Source organism: Mycobacterium florentinum (genome assembly GCF_010730355.1).
In the GTDB taxonomy this organism is placed as follows: Bacteria; Actinomycetota; Actinomycetes; order Mycobacteriales; family Mycobacteriaceae; genus Mycobacterium; species Mycobacterium florentinum.
In genome coordinates, this window is record NZ_AP022576.1 from 4,150,610 (window position 1) to 4,167,050 (window position 16,441).

Below are 16,441 nucleotides of genomic sequence, written 5' to 3' on the forward strand. Positions count from 1 at the left end.
GCTGCCGTCAATGCGCTGGACGACTCGCATCACGGACTCATGGTCGTTGCAGCCTTCCGCGGCCGTCGCCCGCGCAGGCCCTAGGGTCGCTGTCATGCGTTGGATGCGGGGCAGGGCGGTTTTCGCGGCCGTCGTCGTGCTGTCGGCCGCGTCGCTGGCCGGCTGCGGTGGCGGCGCGCTGAGCCCCGAGCTGGTAGTGGTGAACGGCGGCGAACCGCCGAACCCGCTGATTCCGACCGGCACCAACGACAGCCTCGGCGGCCGGATCCTGGATCGGCTGTTCGCCGGCCTGGTGTCCTACGACGCCGACGGCAAACCGGCGCCGGAGGTGGCGCAGTCGATCGAGACCACCGACAACGTCAACTACCGGATCGTCCTCAAACCGGGCTGGAAGTTCACCGACGGCTCGGCGGTGACGGCGCATTCGTTCGTCGATGCATGGAACTACGGTGCCCTGAGCGCCAATGCCCAACTGCAGCAGGACTTTTTCAGCCCGATCGCGGGATTCGACGACGTAGCCGGTGCGCCGCGTGACGGCAAGCCGACCACGATGTCCGGGTTGCGGGTGGTCAACGATCTCGAGTTCACCGTGCGGCTCAAGGCGCCGACCGTCGATTTCAAACTGCGGCTGGGCCATAACGCGTTCTATCCCTTGCCGGACATGGCATTTCGCGACATGGCGGCGTTCGGGCGCAACCCGGTGGGCGACGGGCCTTATCGGTTGGCCGACAGTCCCGACGGGCCGGCCTGGGAGCACAACGTGAAGATCGACTTGAAACCCAATCCCGAGTACCACGGCAACCGCAAGCCGCACAACAAGGGCCTGAGATTCGAGTTCTACGGCAACCTGGATACCGCTTACGCCGACCTGTTGTCCGGCAATCTCGATGTCCTGGACACCATTCCGTCCAGCGCGTTGACGATCTACAAGCGCGACCTGGGCGGCAACGCCGCCAGCGGACCGGTCGCGGTCAGCCAATCGCTCGATACACCGTTGCGGCTACCGCATTTCGGCGGTGAGGAGGGCCGGCTGCGGCGGTTGGCCCTGTCGGCGGCCATCAACCGCCCGCAGATCTGTCAGCAGATCTTCAACGGCACCCGCAGCCCGGCCCGCGATTTCACCGCCCGCTCCCTACCGGGGTTCGACCCGAACATTCCGGGCAACGACGCCCTGGACTTCAATCCCGAACGGGCACGTCAACTCTGGGCGCAGGCCAACGCGATCTCGCCGTGGAGCGGGCGGTACGCCATCGCTTACAACGCCGACAGCGGCCACCAGGAGTGGGTGGATGCGGTGGCCAACAGCATCAAGAACGTGCTCGGCATCGATGCCGTCGGCGCGCCGCAGCCCACCTTCGCGGGGTTCCGTACCCAGATCACCAACCGCACCATCGACACCGCCTTCCGGGCCGGCTGGATCGGTGACTATCCGTCGATGATCGAGTTCCTCGCCCCGCTGTACGCCACCGGTGCGGGATCCAACGATGTCGGATACTCCAGCCGGGAGTTCGACGCGGGCCTGGCGGCCGCCGAGGCCGCGCCCAGCCTGCAGCAGGCCGACGTTCTGGTCAACGTCGCGCAGCGAATCCTGTTGCACGACATGCCCGCCGTGCCGCTCTGGTACTACATCGCCGTGGTCGGGTGGTCGCCACAGGTCAGCAGCGTCAAGGTGACGTGGAACGGGCTGCCCGACTACGAGAGCATCGTCAAGGCCTAAAACATGAGTTGGTACATCGCGCGCAGAATCGCCGTCATGGTGCCCGTCTTCCTGGGCGCCACCTTGCTGATCTACGGCATGGTCTTCCTGTTGCCCGGCGACCCGCTGGCCGCGATCGCCGGTGACCGGCCGCTGACTCCGGCGGTGGCAGCGCAGCTGCGTGCGCGCTACCACCTCGACGATCCGTTCCTGCTGCAGTACCTGCGCTACATCGGCGGCGTTCTGCACGGCGACCTGGGCCGTGCCTATTCCGGCTTGCCGGTCAGTGCCGTTCTGGCACACGCGTTTCCGGTCACGATCCGGCTGGCGCTGATCGCGTTGGTGGTGGAGGCGGTGCTGGGAATCGGGTTCGGCGTGATCTCCGGGCTGCGCCAGGGCGGGCTATTCGATGCGACCGTACTGATCACCGGACTGATCATCATCGCGATCCCGATCTTCGTGCTGGGCTTTCTGGCCCAATTCGTGTTCGGCGTCCGGCTGGGCATCGCGCCGGTCACCGTCGGTGAACGGGCGACGTTCGCGCGTCTGCTGCTGCCCGGAATAGTCTTGGGTTCAGTGTCATTCGCTTATATCGTGCGGCTGACCCGATCGGCGGTGGCCGCCAATGCGCACGCCGACTATGTCCGCACCGCCACGGCCAAGGGGTTGTCGCGGCCGCGGGTGGTGACCGTGCACATCCTGCGCAACTCGCTGATCCCGGTGGTGACGTTCCTGGGAGCGGACGTGGGTGCGCTGATGGGCGGAGCCATCGTGACCGAGGGCATATTCAATATTCACGGCGTCGGCGGGGTGCTGTATCAGGCCGTCACCCGGCAGGAGGCGCCGACCGTGGTGTCGATCGTGACCGTGCTGGTGCTGATCTACTTGATAACCAACCTGCTGGTCGATCTGCTCTACGCGGCCCTGGACCCGAGGATCCGATATGCCTGAGCACTCAGGGTTTTGGGGTGAGATCTGGCGCAAGTTGCACCGTCGCCCGAAGTTCGTCGTCGCCGCGGCGCTGATCCTGCTCATCCTTCTGGTGGCGCTGTTTCCGGTGCTGTTCACCGACGCCGACCCCAGCTACGCCGATCCCAGCCAAAGCCTGCTCGATCCGTCGGCCGCGCACTGGTTCGGCACGGATCTGCAGGGCCACGACATTTACGCGCGCACCATCTATGGGGCGCGGGCCTCGGTGACCGTCGGGTTGGGCGCGACGCTGCTGGTGTTCGTCGTCGGCGGGGCGGTGGGCGCGCTGGCCGGCTTCTATGGCGGCTGGATCGACGCGGTGGTTTCGCGCATCTCCGACGTGTTCTTCGGGCTGCCGCTGTTGCTGGCCGCGATCGTGCTCATGCAGGTCTTGCACCATCGCACGGTGTGGACGGTGATCGCCATCCTGGCGTTGTTCGGCTGGCCGCAGGTGGCCAGGATCGCCCGCGGTGCCGTGCTGGAGGTGCGGGCCAGCGACTATGTGCTCGCGGCTAAAGCATTGGGGTTGAGCAGGTTGCAAACCTTGCTGCGGCACGCGCTGCCCAACGCCGCGGGCCCGGTGATCGCGATGTCCACGATTGCGCTGGGCGCCTTCATCGTCACCGAGGCCACGCTGTCCTACCTCGGCGTCGGATTGCCGACGTCGGTGGTGTCGTGGGGCGGCGACATCAACCTGGCCCAGACGCGGCTGCGGGCCGGCTCGCCGATCCTGTTCTATCCCGCCGGCGCACTGGCGATGACGGTGCTGGCCTTCATGATGATGGGCGACGCCCTGCGCGACGCCCTGGATCCGGCCTCGCGGGCGGAGCGGGCATGAACACCACGGAATCGCCGCTGCTGAACGTCGAGGGCCTGGAGGTCAGGTTCGGCGACCACGCCCCCGCGGTGAGCGGAGTCGATCTGAGCGTCATGCGCGGCCAGACCGTCGCCGTGGTCGGCGAATCGGGATCGGGGAAATCCACCACGGCCGCCGCCGTCCTGGGGCTGCTGCCGCCAGGTGGGCGAATCACGGCCGGTCGCATCACTTTTGATGGTCAGGAAATCGCTTCGGCCGATCGCAGGGCCGACACCCGGCTGCTCCGGTCGATCAGGGGCCGACGCATCGGCTACGTACCGCAAGACCCGATGACCAACCTCAATCCCGTCTGGAAGGTCGGCTTCCAGATCTCAGAGGCGTTGCGGGCCAACACCGATGGCCGCCACGCGCGGCGACGGGCGGTACAGCTGCTCGCCCAGGCCGGCATGCCGGATCCGGAAAAGCAGGCGGGCAAGTACCCGCACCAGTTGTCCGGCGGCATGTGCCAGCGCGCGCTGATCGCGATCGGGCTGGCGGGCCATCCCCAGCTGCTGATCGCCGACGAGCCGACGTCCGCGCTGGACGTCACGGTGCAACGGCAAGTCCTCGACCATTTGCAGCGCCTCACCGACGAACTGGGCACCGCGCTGTTGCTGATCACCCACGATCTGGCGCTGGCGGCCGAACGGGCCGAGCAAGTGGTCGTCGTCCATCGCGGCGTGGTGGTGGAATCCGGTGCCGCGCAGTCGATCCTGCGGGACCCGCAACACGAGTACACCCGCCGGCTGGTGGTCGCGGCCCCATCGCTGACGGTTCGGCGCCCGGCACCCGCGCGGCCGCCGGCGGATACCCGATCCGACGACATCCTCGTCGCTTCGGAGCTGACCAAGGTCTACCGGGAATCGCACGGCGCACCGTGGCGCCGGACCCAGTTCTGCGCCGTCGACGCGGTGTCTTTCCGGCTGCGGCGGGCCAGCACCCTGGCCATCGTCGGCGAATCGGGCTCGGGCAAATCGACGGTGGCCCGCATGGCGCTGGGCCTACTCCAACCCACCTCGGGCACAGTCGTTTTCGACGGTACCGAGATCTCCGACGCGTTGGGCCGCGACGCGATGATGGCCTTTCGCCGGCGCGTACAGCCGGTCTTTCAGAACCCGTTCAGCAGCCTCGACCCCATGTACTCGGTGTTTCGCGCCATCGAGGAGCCGTTGCGGATCCACCACGTCGGCGACCGCCGTCAGCGCGCGAAAGCGGTGCGCGAACTCGCCGACCACGTGGCCCTGCCGTCGTCGGTGCTGGGCAGGTTGCCGCGCGAGCTCTCGGGCGGCCAGCGCCAACGCGTCGCGATCGCGCGGGCATTGGCACTGCGGCCCGAGGTGCTGGTGTGCGACGAGGCGGTCTCGGCGCTCGACGTGCTGGTGCAGGCGCAGATATTGGACCTGCTGGCCACGCTGCAGGCCGAACTGGGGCTGGCCTACCTGTTCATCAGCCACGACCTGGCGGTGATCCGGCAAATCGCCGACGACGTGCTGGTGATGCGTGCCGGGCGGATCGTCGAACGCGCGGGCACCGAAGAGCTGTTCACCAGGCCCGGCCACGAGTACACCCGCCAATTGCTGGAGGCCATTCCCGGGGCGTCCATGCCGCCCCGATAGGTTGGCAACCTGTGACGGCAGACCCGCTGGCCCCGCTGATGGAGCTCCCCGGCGTCGCCGAGGCCAGTGACCGGGCCCGCGACGCGTTGGGCCGTGCGCACCGGCATCGGGCCAATCTGCGCGGCTGGCCGGTGACCGGCGCCGAGGCCGCGTTGCGGGCGGCGCGCGCTTCCTCGGTGCTCGATGGCGGCCCGGTGCGGTTCGAGGACCTAGCCGACAGCTCGGGGGTGAGCGATCCGGTGTTCGGCGGAGCGCTGCGGGTGGCCCAGTCGCTGGAGGGCGGCGGGGGCGCGCTGGTCGGCGTGTGGCGGCGATCTCCGTTGCAGGCGTTGGCCCGGCTGCACATGCTGGCGGCGGCCGACCTGGTCGACGACGAACAATTGGGCCGCCCGCGATCTGATCCCGAGATCTCCCCGCGTCTCGAACTGCTCGGCGAGTTGGTGACCGGTCGCACGCAGGTGCCGGCGCCGGTGGTCGCTGCGGTCGCGCACGGAGAACTGTTGACGCTCATGCCATTTGGCAGTGCCGACGGGGTGGTCGCGCGGGCGGTGTCTCGCCTGGTGACGATCGCCAGCGGGCTGGATCCGCACGGGCTTGGGGTTCCCGAGGTGAGCTGGATGCGCAAACCCGGCGACTATCGTGCTGCCGCAAGCGGATTCGCGCAAGGCACACCGGGCGGCGTCGGGGCTTGGTTGGTGCTGTGTTGCCGGGCAATGCAGGCCGGCGCGCAGGAGGCATTGTCGATCGCAGAGTCGTTGCCGGGCAAGGGTTGAGCCGGGCGGAGCGAAAAGGGTTCGGACATGCAGAGCGGGCGGCGTTCCGAAATATTCGGTCCGCCGCCCGCTAGCACGGAACTCGGTTACCAAGCGTGCATCTTTGGGGTGCGTGGGTGGCCTCGGCGATCTTGCGACGCTTCAAGCTACAACCCCACCCAAAGGGCTGTTCATACTTTCTGCTTTTTCGCAATTACGCAGGCCCGCAACACCTCTGCCATTATCGCGGCTATGACTCCGCGTGGGTGCCGAGTACCGTGCTGGGCGCCCGGGTTTGGGAGAACGAACCTTCTCTTCCGGCTCGACCTAGGCCTTACCGGGCTTCCGTGGTTCCTTTGTACTACTGGAGCCTTAGCACAGCAAGGCCCAATTGTGTGAACGTTGCGAATTCACAGGAAGTTGCGGGCTCGCCGGGTTTGCTGGGGCCGCGGCTAGAACGCGAAGCGCCGCAGCAGCGAGTAGGTGACGGCGCCGGCGGCCAGCGCGGTGACACTCACCGCGGCCGTGGTGGCGATCGCGGCTCCCGACGGCGCCGGGATCCGGTCTCGCAGCGAGATCGGTCGCGAGAAGCTCAGCACCGGCCAACCGCGTTCGCTCGCTTCTTTGCGCAAACCGCGGTCGGGGTTGACCACGCTCGGATGCCCGACCGACTCGAGCATCGGCAGGTCGGTGATCGAGTCCGAGTAGGCGTAGCAGTGTTCCAGCGGATAGCCCTCGCGGGCGGCCAACTCGCGGATCGCTTGGACCTTGCCCTCGCCGAAGCAGTAGAAGGCGACGTCGCCGGTGTACTTGCCGTCCTCGACGACCATCCGTGTCGCCATCGCGTGTGTGGCACCCAGCGCGCGGGCGATCGGCGCGACGATTTCCTCGCCGGAGGCGGACACCACGACGACGTCGCGGCCGCACAATTTGTGCGCGGCGATCAGGTCCGCCGCCTCGGCGAACACCAGCGGGGTCACGATGTCATGCAGGGTTTCGTTGACGATCGACTTGACCTGAGCGACGTCCCAACCGGTGCACATGTTGGTCATGTGAGTACGCATTCGGTCCATCTGGTCATGATCGGCACCAGAGAGCAGAAAGATGAATTGGGCGTAGCTGGACTTGAGCACGGCGCGGCGATTGAGCAGTCCCTGGTTGAAGAACGGTTTGCTGAACGCCAGGGTGCTGGACTTGGCGATGATCGTCTTATCCAGGTCGAAGAAGGCCGCGGTACGGGCGTGGGGAGAGCCGGTTGCGGCTGTCTGCGCCGAGGTTTGCTGATGCGCGTCCGGGTCGGAGACGGTCACCGACACAGCATAGGTCGGTGGGCCGGCGTGTCCGGGGGTTGCCGGCAAAATCACGACTGAGCAGGGTGTAACGGACGAGGCCAACGATGTTTTTGCGCCCCAAACCGTTTCTCTGAACAAAACAGCTACTTGCGGCACCGCCCACTGTCGTGTGTATAGTAAGCATTACTCGGCCTGAGCCGAGGGTGTATCAGCCCGACCCCCCGGGGCTGATGCACGACGACCTCCGCCTCCTCCCCCCCTGGCGGGGGTCGTCCCTTTTCTGGGGTAATTTTCCCGGGATTCCGACCATCTGGCGCAGCCTCCGGCGCGTTGCGGGCACAGTGTTATCCCTCGGGTGGCTAAGCGGCCAACCCGGAACTTTGTGCACACTCTCGTATCTCTCCACAAATCCCGGTTTGGCACTGGTGTCCCATCCTGAGCTGCCCGCACGGTGGTGAGGTGACTATCGCGACCGGCACCGAAGCCAGGGGTTCCTCGGGCGTACTCGCGGTGCTGACCGACCCGATCTTGCGCGACGAGCTGGACCGGGTGGCGGCCGCGGTCGGTGTTCGCGTGGTGCACGCCGGTGGTTCGGCGGTGGGTCGCAAGACGTGGTCGGCGGCCGCGGCGGTGGTGCTCGATGCGGCGGGTGCGGACCGTTGTGGGCGCGCCGCCCTGCCGCGCCGCGCTCATGTCAGCGTGTTGACCACCGCCGAACCCGCGACGGCGACCTGGGTGGCCGCCATTGCGGTCGGCGCCCAGCACGTGCTGAGCCTGCCCGGGCAGGAACAAGAATTGATCCGCGAGCTCGCCGAATCCGCTGACTCGATCCGGGACGACGGGTTGCGCGGCGAGGCCGTCGCGGTGATCGGGGGTTGTGGCGGGGCCGGCGCGTCGCTGTTCGCGGCGGCGGTGGCGCGCGCCTCGACCGGTGCGCTGCTGGTGGACCTCGATCCCTGGGGCGGCGGCGTCGACTTGCTGCTCGGCGGTGAGGCCACACCGGGTTTGCGCTGGCCCGACGTGGCATTGCAGGGCGGCCGTCTCAACTGGGCGGCGGTGCGCGACGCGCTGCCGCGCCTGCACGGCGTCAGCCTGTTGTCTGGCACGCGGCGCGGCTACGAGCTGGACGCGGGTCCGGTGGGCGCGGTCATCGACGCGGGCCGCCGCGGGGGAGTCACGGTGGTCTGCGATCTGCCTCGCCGCCTGACCGACGCCACCCAGGCTGCGCTGGATGCCGCCGATCTAGTCGTTGTCGTCTGCCCGTGTGATGTGCGGTCCTGCGCTGCGACGGCGGCGATGACGCCGGTGCTGGCCGCCATCAATCCCAACCTCGGGCTGGTGGTCCGGGGTCCGTCGCCGGGTGGGTTACGCGCCGCGGAAGTCGCTGATATCGCCGGGCTGCCGCTGCTGGCGTCGATGAAAGCCCAGCCGCAACTGGCCGAGCAGCTCGAACACGGTGGCCTGCGCCTGGGACGGCGATCGGCGCTGGCGTCGGCGGCTCGCCGGGTGCTGGCCGTACTGCATCGCGCGGGATCGGGACCGAAAGCCAGGGCGGCGTGAGCGGATCGCTTATTGAACGGGTGCGCGAGCGGCTGGCGACGGAGTCGGCCCCGCTGCGGCCCAATGTGGTGGCCGCCGCGATCCGGGCCGAATCCGGCGGGATGCTCGGCGACACCGAGGTCCTGGCCAACCTTCGGGTGCTGCAGACCGAACTGACCGGCGCCGGGATCCTCGAGCCTTTGCTGTGCGCGGACGGCACCACCGATGTCCTGGTCACCGCGCCGGACGGGGTGTGGGTCGACGATGGAAACGGTCTGCGACGCAGCCACATCCGTTTTGCCGATGAGGCGGCGGTGCGGCGGCTCGCGCAGCGGCTGGCGTTGGCCGCCGGGCGTCGCCTCGATGACGCGCAGCCCTGGGTCGACGGCCAGCTGACCGGTATCGGCGCCGGCGGATTCGCGGTCCGGTTGCACGCGGTGTTGCCGCCCGTGGCCGCGGACGGTACGTGCTTGTCGTTACGGGTCTTGCGCCCGGCCACCCAGGACCTGGCGGCGCTGACCGCGGCGGGCGCGATCGACCCGGCAGGTGCCGCACTGGTTGCCGACATCATCGCGGCCCGGTTGGCCTTCCTGGTGTGCGGCGGCACCGGTGCGGGCAAGACAACGTTGCTGGCGGCCATGCTGGGCGCGGTATCGCCGAGCGAGCGGATCGTGTGCGTCGAGGATGCCGCCGAATTGGCGCCCCGGCATCCGCATCTGGTCAAGCTGGTCGCGAGGTGCGCCAATGTCGAAGGCGTGGGCGAGGTTCCGCTGCGCCAGCTGGTACGGCAGGCACTGCGAATGCGGCCCGACCGCATCGTGGTGGGCGAGGTCAGGGGCGCCGAAGTGGTCGACCTGCTCGCGGCGCTGAACACCGGGCACGACGGCGGGGCGGGCACGGTGCATGCGAACAATCCGGGTGAGGTCCCAGCCCGATTGGAGGCGTTGGGCGCGCTCGGCGGCTTGGACCGGGGCGCGTTGCACAGCCAGCTCGCCGCCGCGGTGCAGGTGCTGCTGCACGTCGCCCGGGACCGCGGCGGTCGGCGCCGGCTCGCGGAGATCGCGCTGCTGCGCCCTGTCGACGGGCGCGTCCGGGCGGTGACGGTGTGGCACGCCGAGCAGGGGATGACCGGCCAGGCCGGCGAACTGCACCGGTTGTTGCGAAGCCGGCTGCCCTCATGACCCACATTCCGATCGCTGTGTTGCTGATGTTGTTGGCGCTCTTGGTCTTTCCGTCGTCACCGCGGCGGCGACTGACCGCTTTCATGCCAGCACGGCGCCGTGTCGTTTCCGGCACGCGCGGCGTGGTCTGCCTCGCGGCGTGCGTTGCTGTCGCGGCCGGGGTGATGCTGCCGCTGACGACCATCCTGGCCGCCGCTGTGGTGGCCGCCACGGCGGGCTTACGCTACCGCCGGCGTCGTCATCTCCGGCGTGCGACCGAGGAGGGTCGGACGCTGGAAGCTGCGCTCGATGTTTTGGTCGGCGAGCTGCGCGTGGGCGCGCATCCGCTGCGGGCGTTTGGCGTGGCCGCCGACGAAACCGTTGGTGCGGTTGCGATATCGCTGCGCGGGGTCGCGGCGCGGGCGCGATTGGGCGCCGACGTCACGGTGGGTTTGCGCGCGGCGGCAGCCTCGTCGGCCCGGCCCTCGCATTGGCATCGACTGGCCGTGTGCTGGCAGCTGGCCGGCGATCACGGCCTTGCGATCGCGGCACTGATGCGCACCGCGCAACGCGATATCGTTGAATATCAACGATTCTCGTCGCGGGTTGATTCGAGCATGGCCGGGGCGCGTGCCACCGCCGCGATATTGGCGGGGCTGCCGGTGCTGGGAGTCCTACTGGGCCAACTGATCGGGGCCCGCCCGCTGAGTTTTCTGTTGAGTGGGCACCTGGGCGGCTGGCTGTTGGTGGTCGGGTCGGTGCTGACGTGCGGCGGGCTGCTGTGGTCGGACCGAATCATCGATAGAGCCGGGTCATGAGCATCGCGGCGGTATTGCTGGCCGCGGCATTGCTGATCGGGCCCGGCCCGTCGAGGGTGCGATCGCGTGCCGGCGCAACGCCTCTCGCGCAACGGCCGCGGCCCGGGTGGGCCGAAGCGTCGGCGCCCGGGGCGGACCCGGTGGCCGTCGCGTCGAGCCTCGACGTGCTGGCCGTGTGCCTGCAGGCCGGTATGGCGGTATCGACCGCGGCCGCCGCGACCGCGGGGTCGGCGCCGCCGAAGCTGGCGCGGGTATTGCGGCGGGCGGCCGATCTGCTGGCGCTGGGCGCCGATCCCGCTGTGGCGTGGTCGAACTCGCGCGAAAAGCTCGACGTGCAGACCGAAGCGCTGCTGCGGCTGGCGCGGCGTTCGGCCTCCTCGGGCGCGGCGCTGGCCGACGGCGTTACCGAACTGGCCGACCAGGCTCGGCACGACGCAGCGCACGCCGCCACGGCTGCCGCCGAGCGGGCGGGCGTGTTGATCGCCGGACCACTCGGGCTGTGTTTCCTACCGGCGTTCGTCTGCCTCGGCATTGTCCCGGTGGTGGCGGGGCTGGCCGGAGATGTCCTGCAGTCGGGCTTGCTGTGAAGGGCGAGCAAAGACCACAACAGAGGGGATGTATTGGTGATCAACATGTTTCGCGTAGTCATGGCACGGATGTCCGTCCTGGCCACCGACGAGTCGGGGATGTCCACCGTCGAATACGCCATCGGCACCATCGCCGCGGCCGCCTTCGGCGCGATTCTCTACACAGTTGTGACCGGCGATTCAATCGTGTCGGCGTTGACCAACATCATCGGTCGTGCCCTCAACACCAAGGTCTAGCCGGCTGCGCAGGTGCGAGCACGGTGGAGGCGGCCTTGGCGATCGCCGCGCTGGTGGTGGTGCTGGTGGGATGCCTGGCCGGTATCACGGCCGTGTCGATGCAGGTCCGCTGTGTCGATGCCGCTCGCGAGGCCGCTCGACTGGCCGCGCGCGGTGACGAGCGTTCGGCGGTCGCTGTGGCTCGCCACATCGCTCCGGGCGGATCGCGGGTCCGGGTGCACCGCGACGGCGACTTCGTCGTGGTCACGGTCATCGCACACTCAAAGTTATTGCCCACGTTGGATATTGGGGCCAAGGCGGTCTCTGCGGCGGAGCCGTCGGGATGACCACGGCGCGGCGACCGTGCTGGCGGCGGCGATGGTCGCCGTGCTGCTGTGCGTCACCGGCGCCGGCGTCTACCTCGGCTCCGTGGTGGTGGCACGTCATCGTGCGCAGGCGGCTGCCGATCTGGCCGCGCTGGCCGCCGCGGCGCGGCTACCTTCTGGAGCCGAGGCGGCGTGCGCCCGGGCGACTGCGGTGGCCCGCGGGATGCGGGTCGGCGATATCGGCTGCCGGGTGGACGATCTCGACGTCGTCGTCACGGTGCGGGTGGCGGTGCCGTTTGGCGGCATGGCCCAGGCTGCCGCGCGGGCCGGGCCGCTGGACGTGGCGTGATCAGCCGTTGTCGTCCGCGGCTTTTGGCAATCCGGCGCTGGCGAGCTCCTCGTCGCTTGGCAAGCGCAGCGACACCAGCCCGACGAAGGTGTCCGGTTCGAGTTCGACTCGGTTGGCCGTCACGTGCACCGGCACCCACTTGCCGTCGAAGCCACGCATCCGCAGCACGCGGTTGGTCGAGCCCTTGCCGAATTCCTCGGTCATGGCCGACATCTGGGGCACGTCCTCCGGATGGACCTTCGGCCTGTCCTTGTCGGAGCCGCGCCAGTCGTAGAAGGTGCAGGGCTCGTCGAGCCACTTCAACAAGGTCCAGTTGTTGAGGTCGACGAGCGCCCGGTGCACGCCGGCCTGCCGCAGCCCGTCGAGGATCCGCAGGGCCAGATCATCGGTCGAGACCAGCGGGCCCTTGAGTTCGGCACGCCAGTTCATCGCCCGCGCGACGAGGTTGTGCTTGCCGTCCGCTCCGGGCTCCAGCCCGCTGCGGCCGACGAAACCGATCCGGATGGGATTTCCCTGCCAATCGGTGAGATCCCAAGTACTGCAGATTGTTTGGCCCGGCTCCGCCTTCACGGCCATTGCGAGTATTTTGGTTTCGTTCGGATTGAGCTCGCGCGACGGGAGGTCTTCGGCAAACGCTCTGCCGAAGGTGACTTCGACTTCGGGATTCTTGCCGCTGATGGCCAGGGACTCCCGGGTGTCGGTGGCCACTCCAAGGGTCAGGTCCCACTTCAGCGGGCCCGCGGTGGGCCGCTCGGGCGGATCCATGTCGGCGGGGCCGGTCCACACGTGCACACCGTGGATAAAGCCGTCGGACATCACCACCGGTTCCGTGCGGATCACGCGGTCGTGCTTAGGAGTGATGCTGGTCAGGCTCTGGCCGGTGCGCATCGACTCGGCGATTGCGGTCCGGACCGCGGCGAGATGGGGACTGCGGCGGAGGAAGGTCGTGATGGGGACAAGGTTCTTGAGCTGCCGCCCCTGTGCAACCACGGCAGGCTCGTCCCCCAGTGTCTCCACGAGCAACCAGTCGTGGGCCATGCGGTCGAGTTTAGGGCGCTCGGAGGCAAGGGGGGATGCCCGGGCACGCCGTCATCGCTCCAGCAAATCCCGTCGCGACATCAGTTCGGCGATACCGCGAATCGACTTCGCGGCCGCAAAGCTACTGGTAAGTTTGCAAACCACAACACAGCCTTGATAGTTTTCTGCTCCGGCCGTTGGTCGCGCTTTGAGACATCACGCTGGCGTTTCTTTAGGCAAAGGAAACGCATTCGGCGGTTGTTATATGCGAATCCTTGGAGGTCGACCGTCGAGGGGTCGGTCGCCGTCCGCAGGGTTGCTCAGCGCGATCTTCACGGTAACTCCGCAAGCACCAGCCTGAGCACTTGCACAGCACCCGCCTTATCCAGCGGGTCATTGCCGTTGCCGCACTTGGGGGATTGCACGCAGGACGGACAACCCATCGGACATTCGCACGCCTCGATGGCCGCCGCGGTGGCACTCAGCCAGGTCCGTGCCTGCCGAAAACCGCGTTCGGCGAATCCCGCCCCGCCCGGATAGCCGTCGTAGACGAACACACTGGGCTCTCCCAGAGGACCGACCGCGGTGGACATTCCGCCGATGTCCCCTCGGTCGCAGCTGGCGACCAAAGGCAGCAGCCCGATCGCGGCGTGTTCGGCCGCGTGCAGCGAGCCGGGAATCCGCGTCGCGTCAATCCCATTGCGTGCCAATGCCTCCGGCGTGATAGTGTACATGACCGCGGTCGTGTCGAGGACGTGTTCGGGCATGTCTAGCTCGACGAAATCGATGACCTCCCCGGACAATCGCCGGCGTAGGTAGCCCACCACCTGATGAGTCACCCTGACCGGCACCACGCCCAGGGTCACCGGACCGAACGCCGATTGCTCGCCGCTGCCCGTGACCTTGATGTCGGTGATTTCGCGCGCGAAGGTCGCATAACCGGGATCCTCGGCGTGCACGAAGGCCATTGCGCCCTCGAGATCCAGCGAATCGACGACGTAGGTGTCGCCCTGATGAAGGTAAACCGCCCCCGGGTGCACCGAGGCGGGGGCCTGACCGAGCCCGGTGCTGCCCAGCAGTCGTCCGGTGTCGGTCTCCACGATGACGATTTGACCGCCCACCGAGCCCCGGATGTCCACCGCGCCATGTGGTTCTAGGCCGGGCGCGGGAAAGTACTTGCCGCCGCGGCGGCGCAGCAGCCCGTCGTCGACCAGCCCCTCGGCCACCTGCGCGGCACCCAATTCACGAACCTCTGCCTCGTCAAGCGGTAATTCTGTTGCGGCGCAGAGTAGTTGGGGCCCCAAAATGTATGGGTTGGACGGGTCGATCACCACCCGCTCGACCGGTTTGTCCAGCAGCGCCGCGGGATTGTGCACCAGATATGTGTCCAGCGGATCGTCGCGGGCGACCAGCACCACCAGCGCACCCTGCCCCCGGCGCCCCGAACGGCCGGCCTGCTGCCAGAACGAGGCCACCGTCCCGGGAAAACCGGCGAGCACCACCGCGTCGAGCCCCGCGATGTCGACACCCAGTTCCAGCGCATTGGTGGTGGCCAGGCCCCGCAATCGGCCCTCGGCCAGCGCGCGCTCCAGCGCGTTGCGGTCCTCGGCGAGATAACCGGCCCGATAGGACGCCACCGTCTGAGCCAGGTCCGGCGCGACGTCGTCCAGCCGTGCCCTGGCGCCGAGCGCGGTCAATTCGGCCGCCCGCCGGGAACGGACGAACGTCAGGGTCTGTGCTCCCTCGGCGATCAGGTCGGCCATCACCCGCGCCGCCTCGACGCCGGCCGAACGTCGCACCGGGGCGCCGTGCTCGCCGGTGACGTCGGTGCGCAGGGCGGGTTCCCACAACGCCACGGTGCGCTCACCTTGCGGTGAGCCGTCTTCGGTGACCTCTTCGACCGGCAGGCCGATGAGTTCGGCAGCCGTCGTGCCGGGCGAATCCGTGGTTGCGCTGGCGAAAATCACCGTCGGTGCTGCCGAGTAGCGCGCGCACAGTCGCAGCAGGCGGCGCAGCACCATCGCCACGTTGGAGCCGAAAACGCCCCGAAAGTAATGGCATTCGTCGACGATCACGAAGCGCAGCCCACGCAACAAAACTGCCCAGCGCGGATGGTTTCGCAAAATCGACAAATGGATCATGTCCGGGTTGGAGAACAGCCAGCGAGAGCGCTCCCGCGCGAAACGGCGCACTTCGGCGGGACTGTCGCCGTCATAGGCGGTGGGCGCCACGTCGGAAAGCCTCGGCACGGCGGCCGTCAGCGCATGCGCGGCGCGCAGCTGGTCGTGACCAAGGGCTTTCGTCGGCGACAGGTACAGCACCCGGGCCAACGGATCCGTCGCGAGCGCATTGAGCACCGGCAATTGATAGGCCAGCGATTTGCCCGACGCGGTGCCGGTGCTGAGCACGACATGGCGGCCGGCGTGCGCCAATTCGGCGGCCCGCGCCTGGTGTGACCACGGTGCGCTGATGCCCCGCTCGGCAAAGGCCGCAATGACGTCGGATTCGGCCCATTCCGGCCAAATATGGGGCCGGCCGCTGCGGGCCGGCAGCTCCGCGACGTGGCGCAGCGGATGCTCGTCCGGCGCGGTACCGGCGAGCGCGACGGCCAGCAGGTCGCTGCCGAAACTCGCCACGTCACACCCTCCAAGAATCAGTCGGGGCCGCAAGTCTGTCGCCGAGACCATGAACATGGTTGACTGTTTGCGGTCGTAGCTTCTGTGTTCGTGTCAAAACTTCGCAGGATCGACGTTGCGACCCGCGGTTCCTGCGAGGTTAACGGTCGGGTGAAGTTCCGACGACTCCGCGAGGTATGGCGGTGACAACGGGCCCGGGGCACCGAAAAGCGGTGCTCCGAACCTTGAAGAAAAGGAAAGATCGAGAAATGCCACAGGGAACTGTGAAGTGGTTCAACGCGGAGAAGGGGTTCGGTTTCATCGCCCCCGAGGACGGTTCCGCGGATGTTTTTGTCCACTACACGGAGATCCAGGGTTCGGGCTTCCGCACCCTCGAAGAAAATCAGAAGGTCGAGTTTGAAATCGGCCACAGCCCTAAGGGCCCCCAGGCCACCGGAGTCCGCTCCGTCTAAATCGAGCAGATTCTGACGAGGACCCCCCGTGCAACCCGCTTTGCGGGTGTCCGCCGGGGGGTTTTCATTATCTATTCACTCGTCCGCTACCTTGGGCCGGCAGCGGTCGACACGCCGCGTAGTGGCGCCGCGCCGAATGCCTCGAAGCGGTGACGGGCGG

Annotated in this window: 15 protein-coding genes and 1 pseudogene; 13 read left to right on the forward strand and 3 right to left on the reverse strand. The window is 68.1% G+C overall.

The genetic code is table 11. The features are described from left to right. The first annotated feature begins 94 nt into the window (after nucleotides 1-94). Genes G6N55_RS19630 through G6N55_RS19650 form a run of 5 tightly spaced genes read left to right on the forward strand, consistent with a single transcriptional unit; the run spans nucleotide 95 to nucleotide 5,910 of the window. Nucleotides 95-1,717 carry a peptide ABC transporter substrate-binding protein gene (locus G6N55_RS19630; protein WP_139826911.1) on the forward strand — a complete coding sequence of 541 codons (1,623 nt, stop codon included), beginning with the start codon at nucleotides 95-97 and terminating at the stop codon, nucleotides 1,715-1,717. A gap of 3 nt (nucleotides 1,718-1,720) precedes the next feature. After that, nucleotides 1,721-2,647 (forward strand): ABC transporter permease, encoded by a 927-nt coding sequence (locus G6N55_RS19635; protein ID WP_085223166.1) that lies wholly within the window; start codon nucleotides 1,721-1,723, stop codon nucleotides 2,645-2,647. After that, nucleotides 2,640-3,503 (forward strand): ABC transporter permease, encoded by an 864-nt coding sequence (locus G6N55_RS19640; protein WP_085223168.1) that lies wholly within the window; start codon nucleotides 2,640-2,642, stop codon nucleotides 3,501-3,503. Before G6N55_RS19635 ends, G6N55_RS19640 begins: the two co-directional genes overlap by 8 nt. Continuing rightward, complete coding sequence (locus G6N55_RS19645) at nucleotides 3,500-5,137, forward strand: dipeptide ABC transporter ATP-binding protein (protein ID WP_085223170.1); 1,638 nt, start codon at nucleotides 3,500-3,502, stop codon at nucleotides 5,135-5,137. Before G6N55_RS19640 ends, G6N55_RS19645 begins: the two co-directional genes overlap by 4 nt. A gap of 11 nt (nucleotides 5,138-5,148) precedes the next feature. Next, nucleotides 5,149-5,910 carry an oxidoreductase gene (locus G6N55_RS19650; protein ID WP_085223172.1) on the forward strand — a complete coding sequence of 254 codons (762 nt, stop codon included), beginning with the start codon at nucleotides 5,149-5,151 and terminating at the stop codon, nucleotides 5,908-5,910. A gap of 431 nt (nucleotides 5,911-6,341) precedes the next feature. On the opposite strand, the gene G6N55_RS19655 is transcribed toward G6N55_RS19650, so the two are convergent. After that, on the reverse strand, nucleotides 6,342-7,199 hold the full coding sequence (locus G6N55_RS19655) for an HAD-IB family hydrolase (protein WP_085223225.1): 858 nt from the start codon (nucleotides 7,197-7,199) through the stop codon (nucleotides 6,342-6,344). A gap of 492 nt (nucleotides 7,200-7,691) precedes the next feature. On the opposite strand from G6N55_RS19655, the gene ssd reads away from it, so the two are divergent. From ssd to G6N55_RS19690, 7 genes and pseudogenes are all read left to right on the forward strand, one after another. Continuing rightward, nucleotides 7,692-8,741, forward strand: coding sequence for a septum site-determining protein Ssd (gene ssd / locus G6N55_RS19660; protein ID WP_085223226.1), 1,050 nt, complete (start codon nucleotides 7,692-7,694; stop codon nucleotides 8,739-8,741). After that, a complete protein-coding gene (locus tag G6N55_RS19665) occupies nucleotides 8,738-9,901 on the forward strand; it encodes a TadA family conjugal transfer-associated ATPase (protein ID WP_085223173.1) in 1,164 nt (387 codons plus the stop codon). Before ssd ends, G6N55_RS19665 begins: the two co-directional genes overlap by 4 nt. Continuing rightward, nucleotides 9,898-10,698, forward strand: coding sequence for a type II secretion system F family protein (locus tag G6N55_RS19670; RefSeq protein WP_085223175.1), 801 nt, complete (start codon nucleotides 9,898-9,900; stop codon nucleotides 10,696-10,698). The genes G6N55_RS19665 and G6N55_RS19670 overlap by 4 nt, the downstream gene beginning before the upstream one ends. Then, nucleotides 10,695-11,285 (forward strand): type II secretion system F family protein, encoded by a 591-nt coding sequence (locus G6N55_RS19675; protein ID WP_085223176.1) that lies wholly within the window; start codon nucleotides 10,695-10,697, stop codon nucleotides 11,283-11,285. The genes G6N55_RS19670 and G6N55_RS19675 overlap by 4 nt, the downstream gene beginning before the upstream one ends. 45 nt (nucleotides 11,286-11,330) lie before the next feature. Then, nucleotides 11,331-11,522, forward strand: a complete 192-nt coding sequence (locus tag G6N55_RS19680) for a DUF4244 domain-containing protein (protein ID WP_139826912.1) — start codon at nucleotides 11,331-11,333, stop codon at nucleotides 11,520-11,522. A gap of 23 nt (nucleotides 11,523-11,545) precedes the next feature. Further along, nucleotides 11,546-11,907, forward strand: a pseudogene (locus tag G6N55_RS19685) (TadE family type IV pilus minor pilin); the annotation flags it as partial. Next, nucleotides 11,865-12,176 (forward strand): Rv3654c family TadE-like protein, encoded by a 312-nt coding sequence (locus G6N55_RS19690; RefSeq protein ID WP_232078793.1) that lies wholly within the window; start codon nucleotides 11,865-11,867, stop codon nucleotides 12,174-12,176. The pseudogene G6N55_RS19685 and the gene G6N55_RS19690, both read left to right, overlap by 43 nt. On the opposite strand, the gene G6N55_RS19695 is transcribed toward G6N55_RS19690, so the two are convergent. Next, the gene (locus tag G6N55_RS19695; RefSeq protein WP_085223178.1) at nucleotides 12,177-13,214 is read right to left on the reverse strand and encodes a PAS domain-containing protein; all 1,038 of its coding nucleotides are present in this window, start codon (nucleotides 13,212-13,214) and stop codon (nucleotides 12,177-12,179) included. A 311-nt stretch (nucleotides 13,215-13,525) separates the two neighbouring features. Further along, nucleotides 13,526-15,829, reverse strand: coding sequence for a DEAD/DEAH box helicase (locus tag G6N55_RS19700; protein WP_085223179.1), 2,304 nt, complete (start codon nucleotides 15,827-15,829; stop codon nucleotides 13,526-13,528). Between the two features lie 248 nt (nucleotides 15,830-16,077). Here G6N55_RS19700 and cspA point away from each other — a divergent pair, with 248 nt between their 5' ends. Beyond that, nucleotides 16,078-16,281, forward strand: coding sequence for a cold shock protein CspA (gene cspA / locus G6N55_RS19705; RefSeq protein WP_007166602.1), 204 nt, complete (start codon nucleotides 16,078-16,080; stop codon nucleotides 16,279-16,281). Nucleotides 16,282-16,441 lie beyond the last annotated feature (160 nt).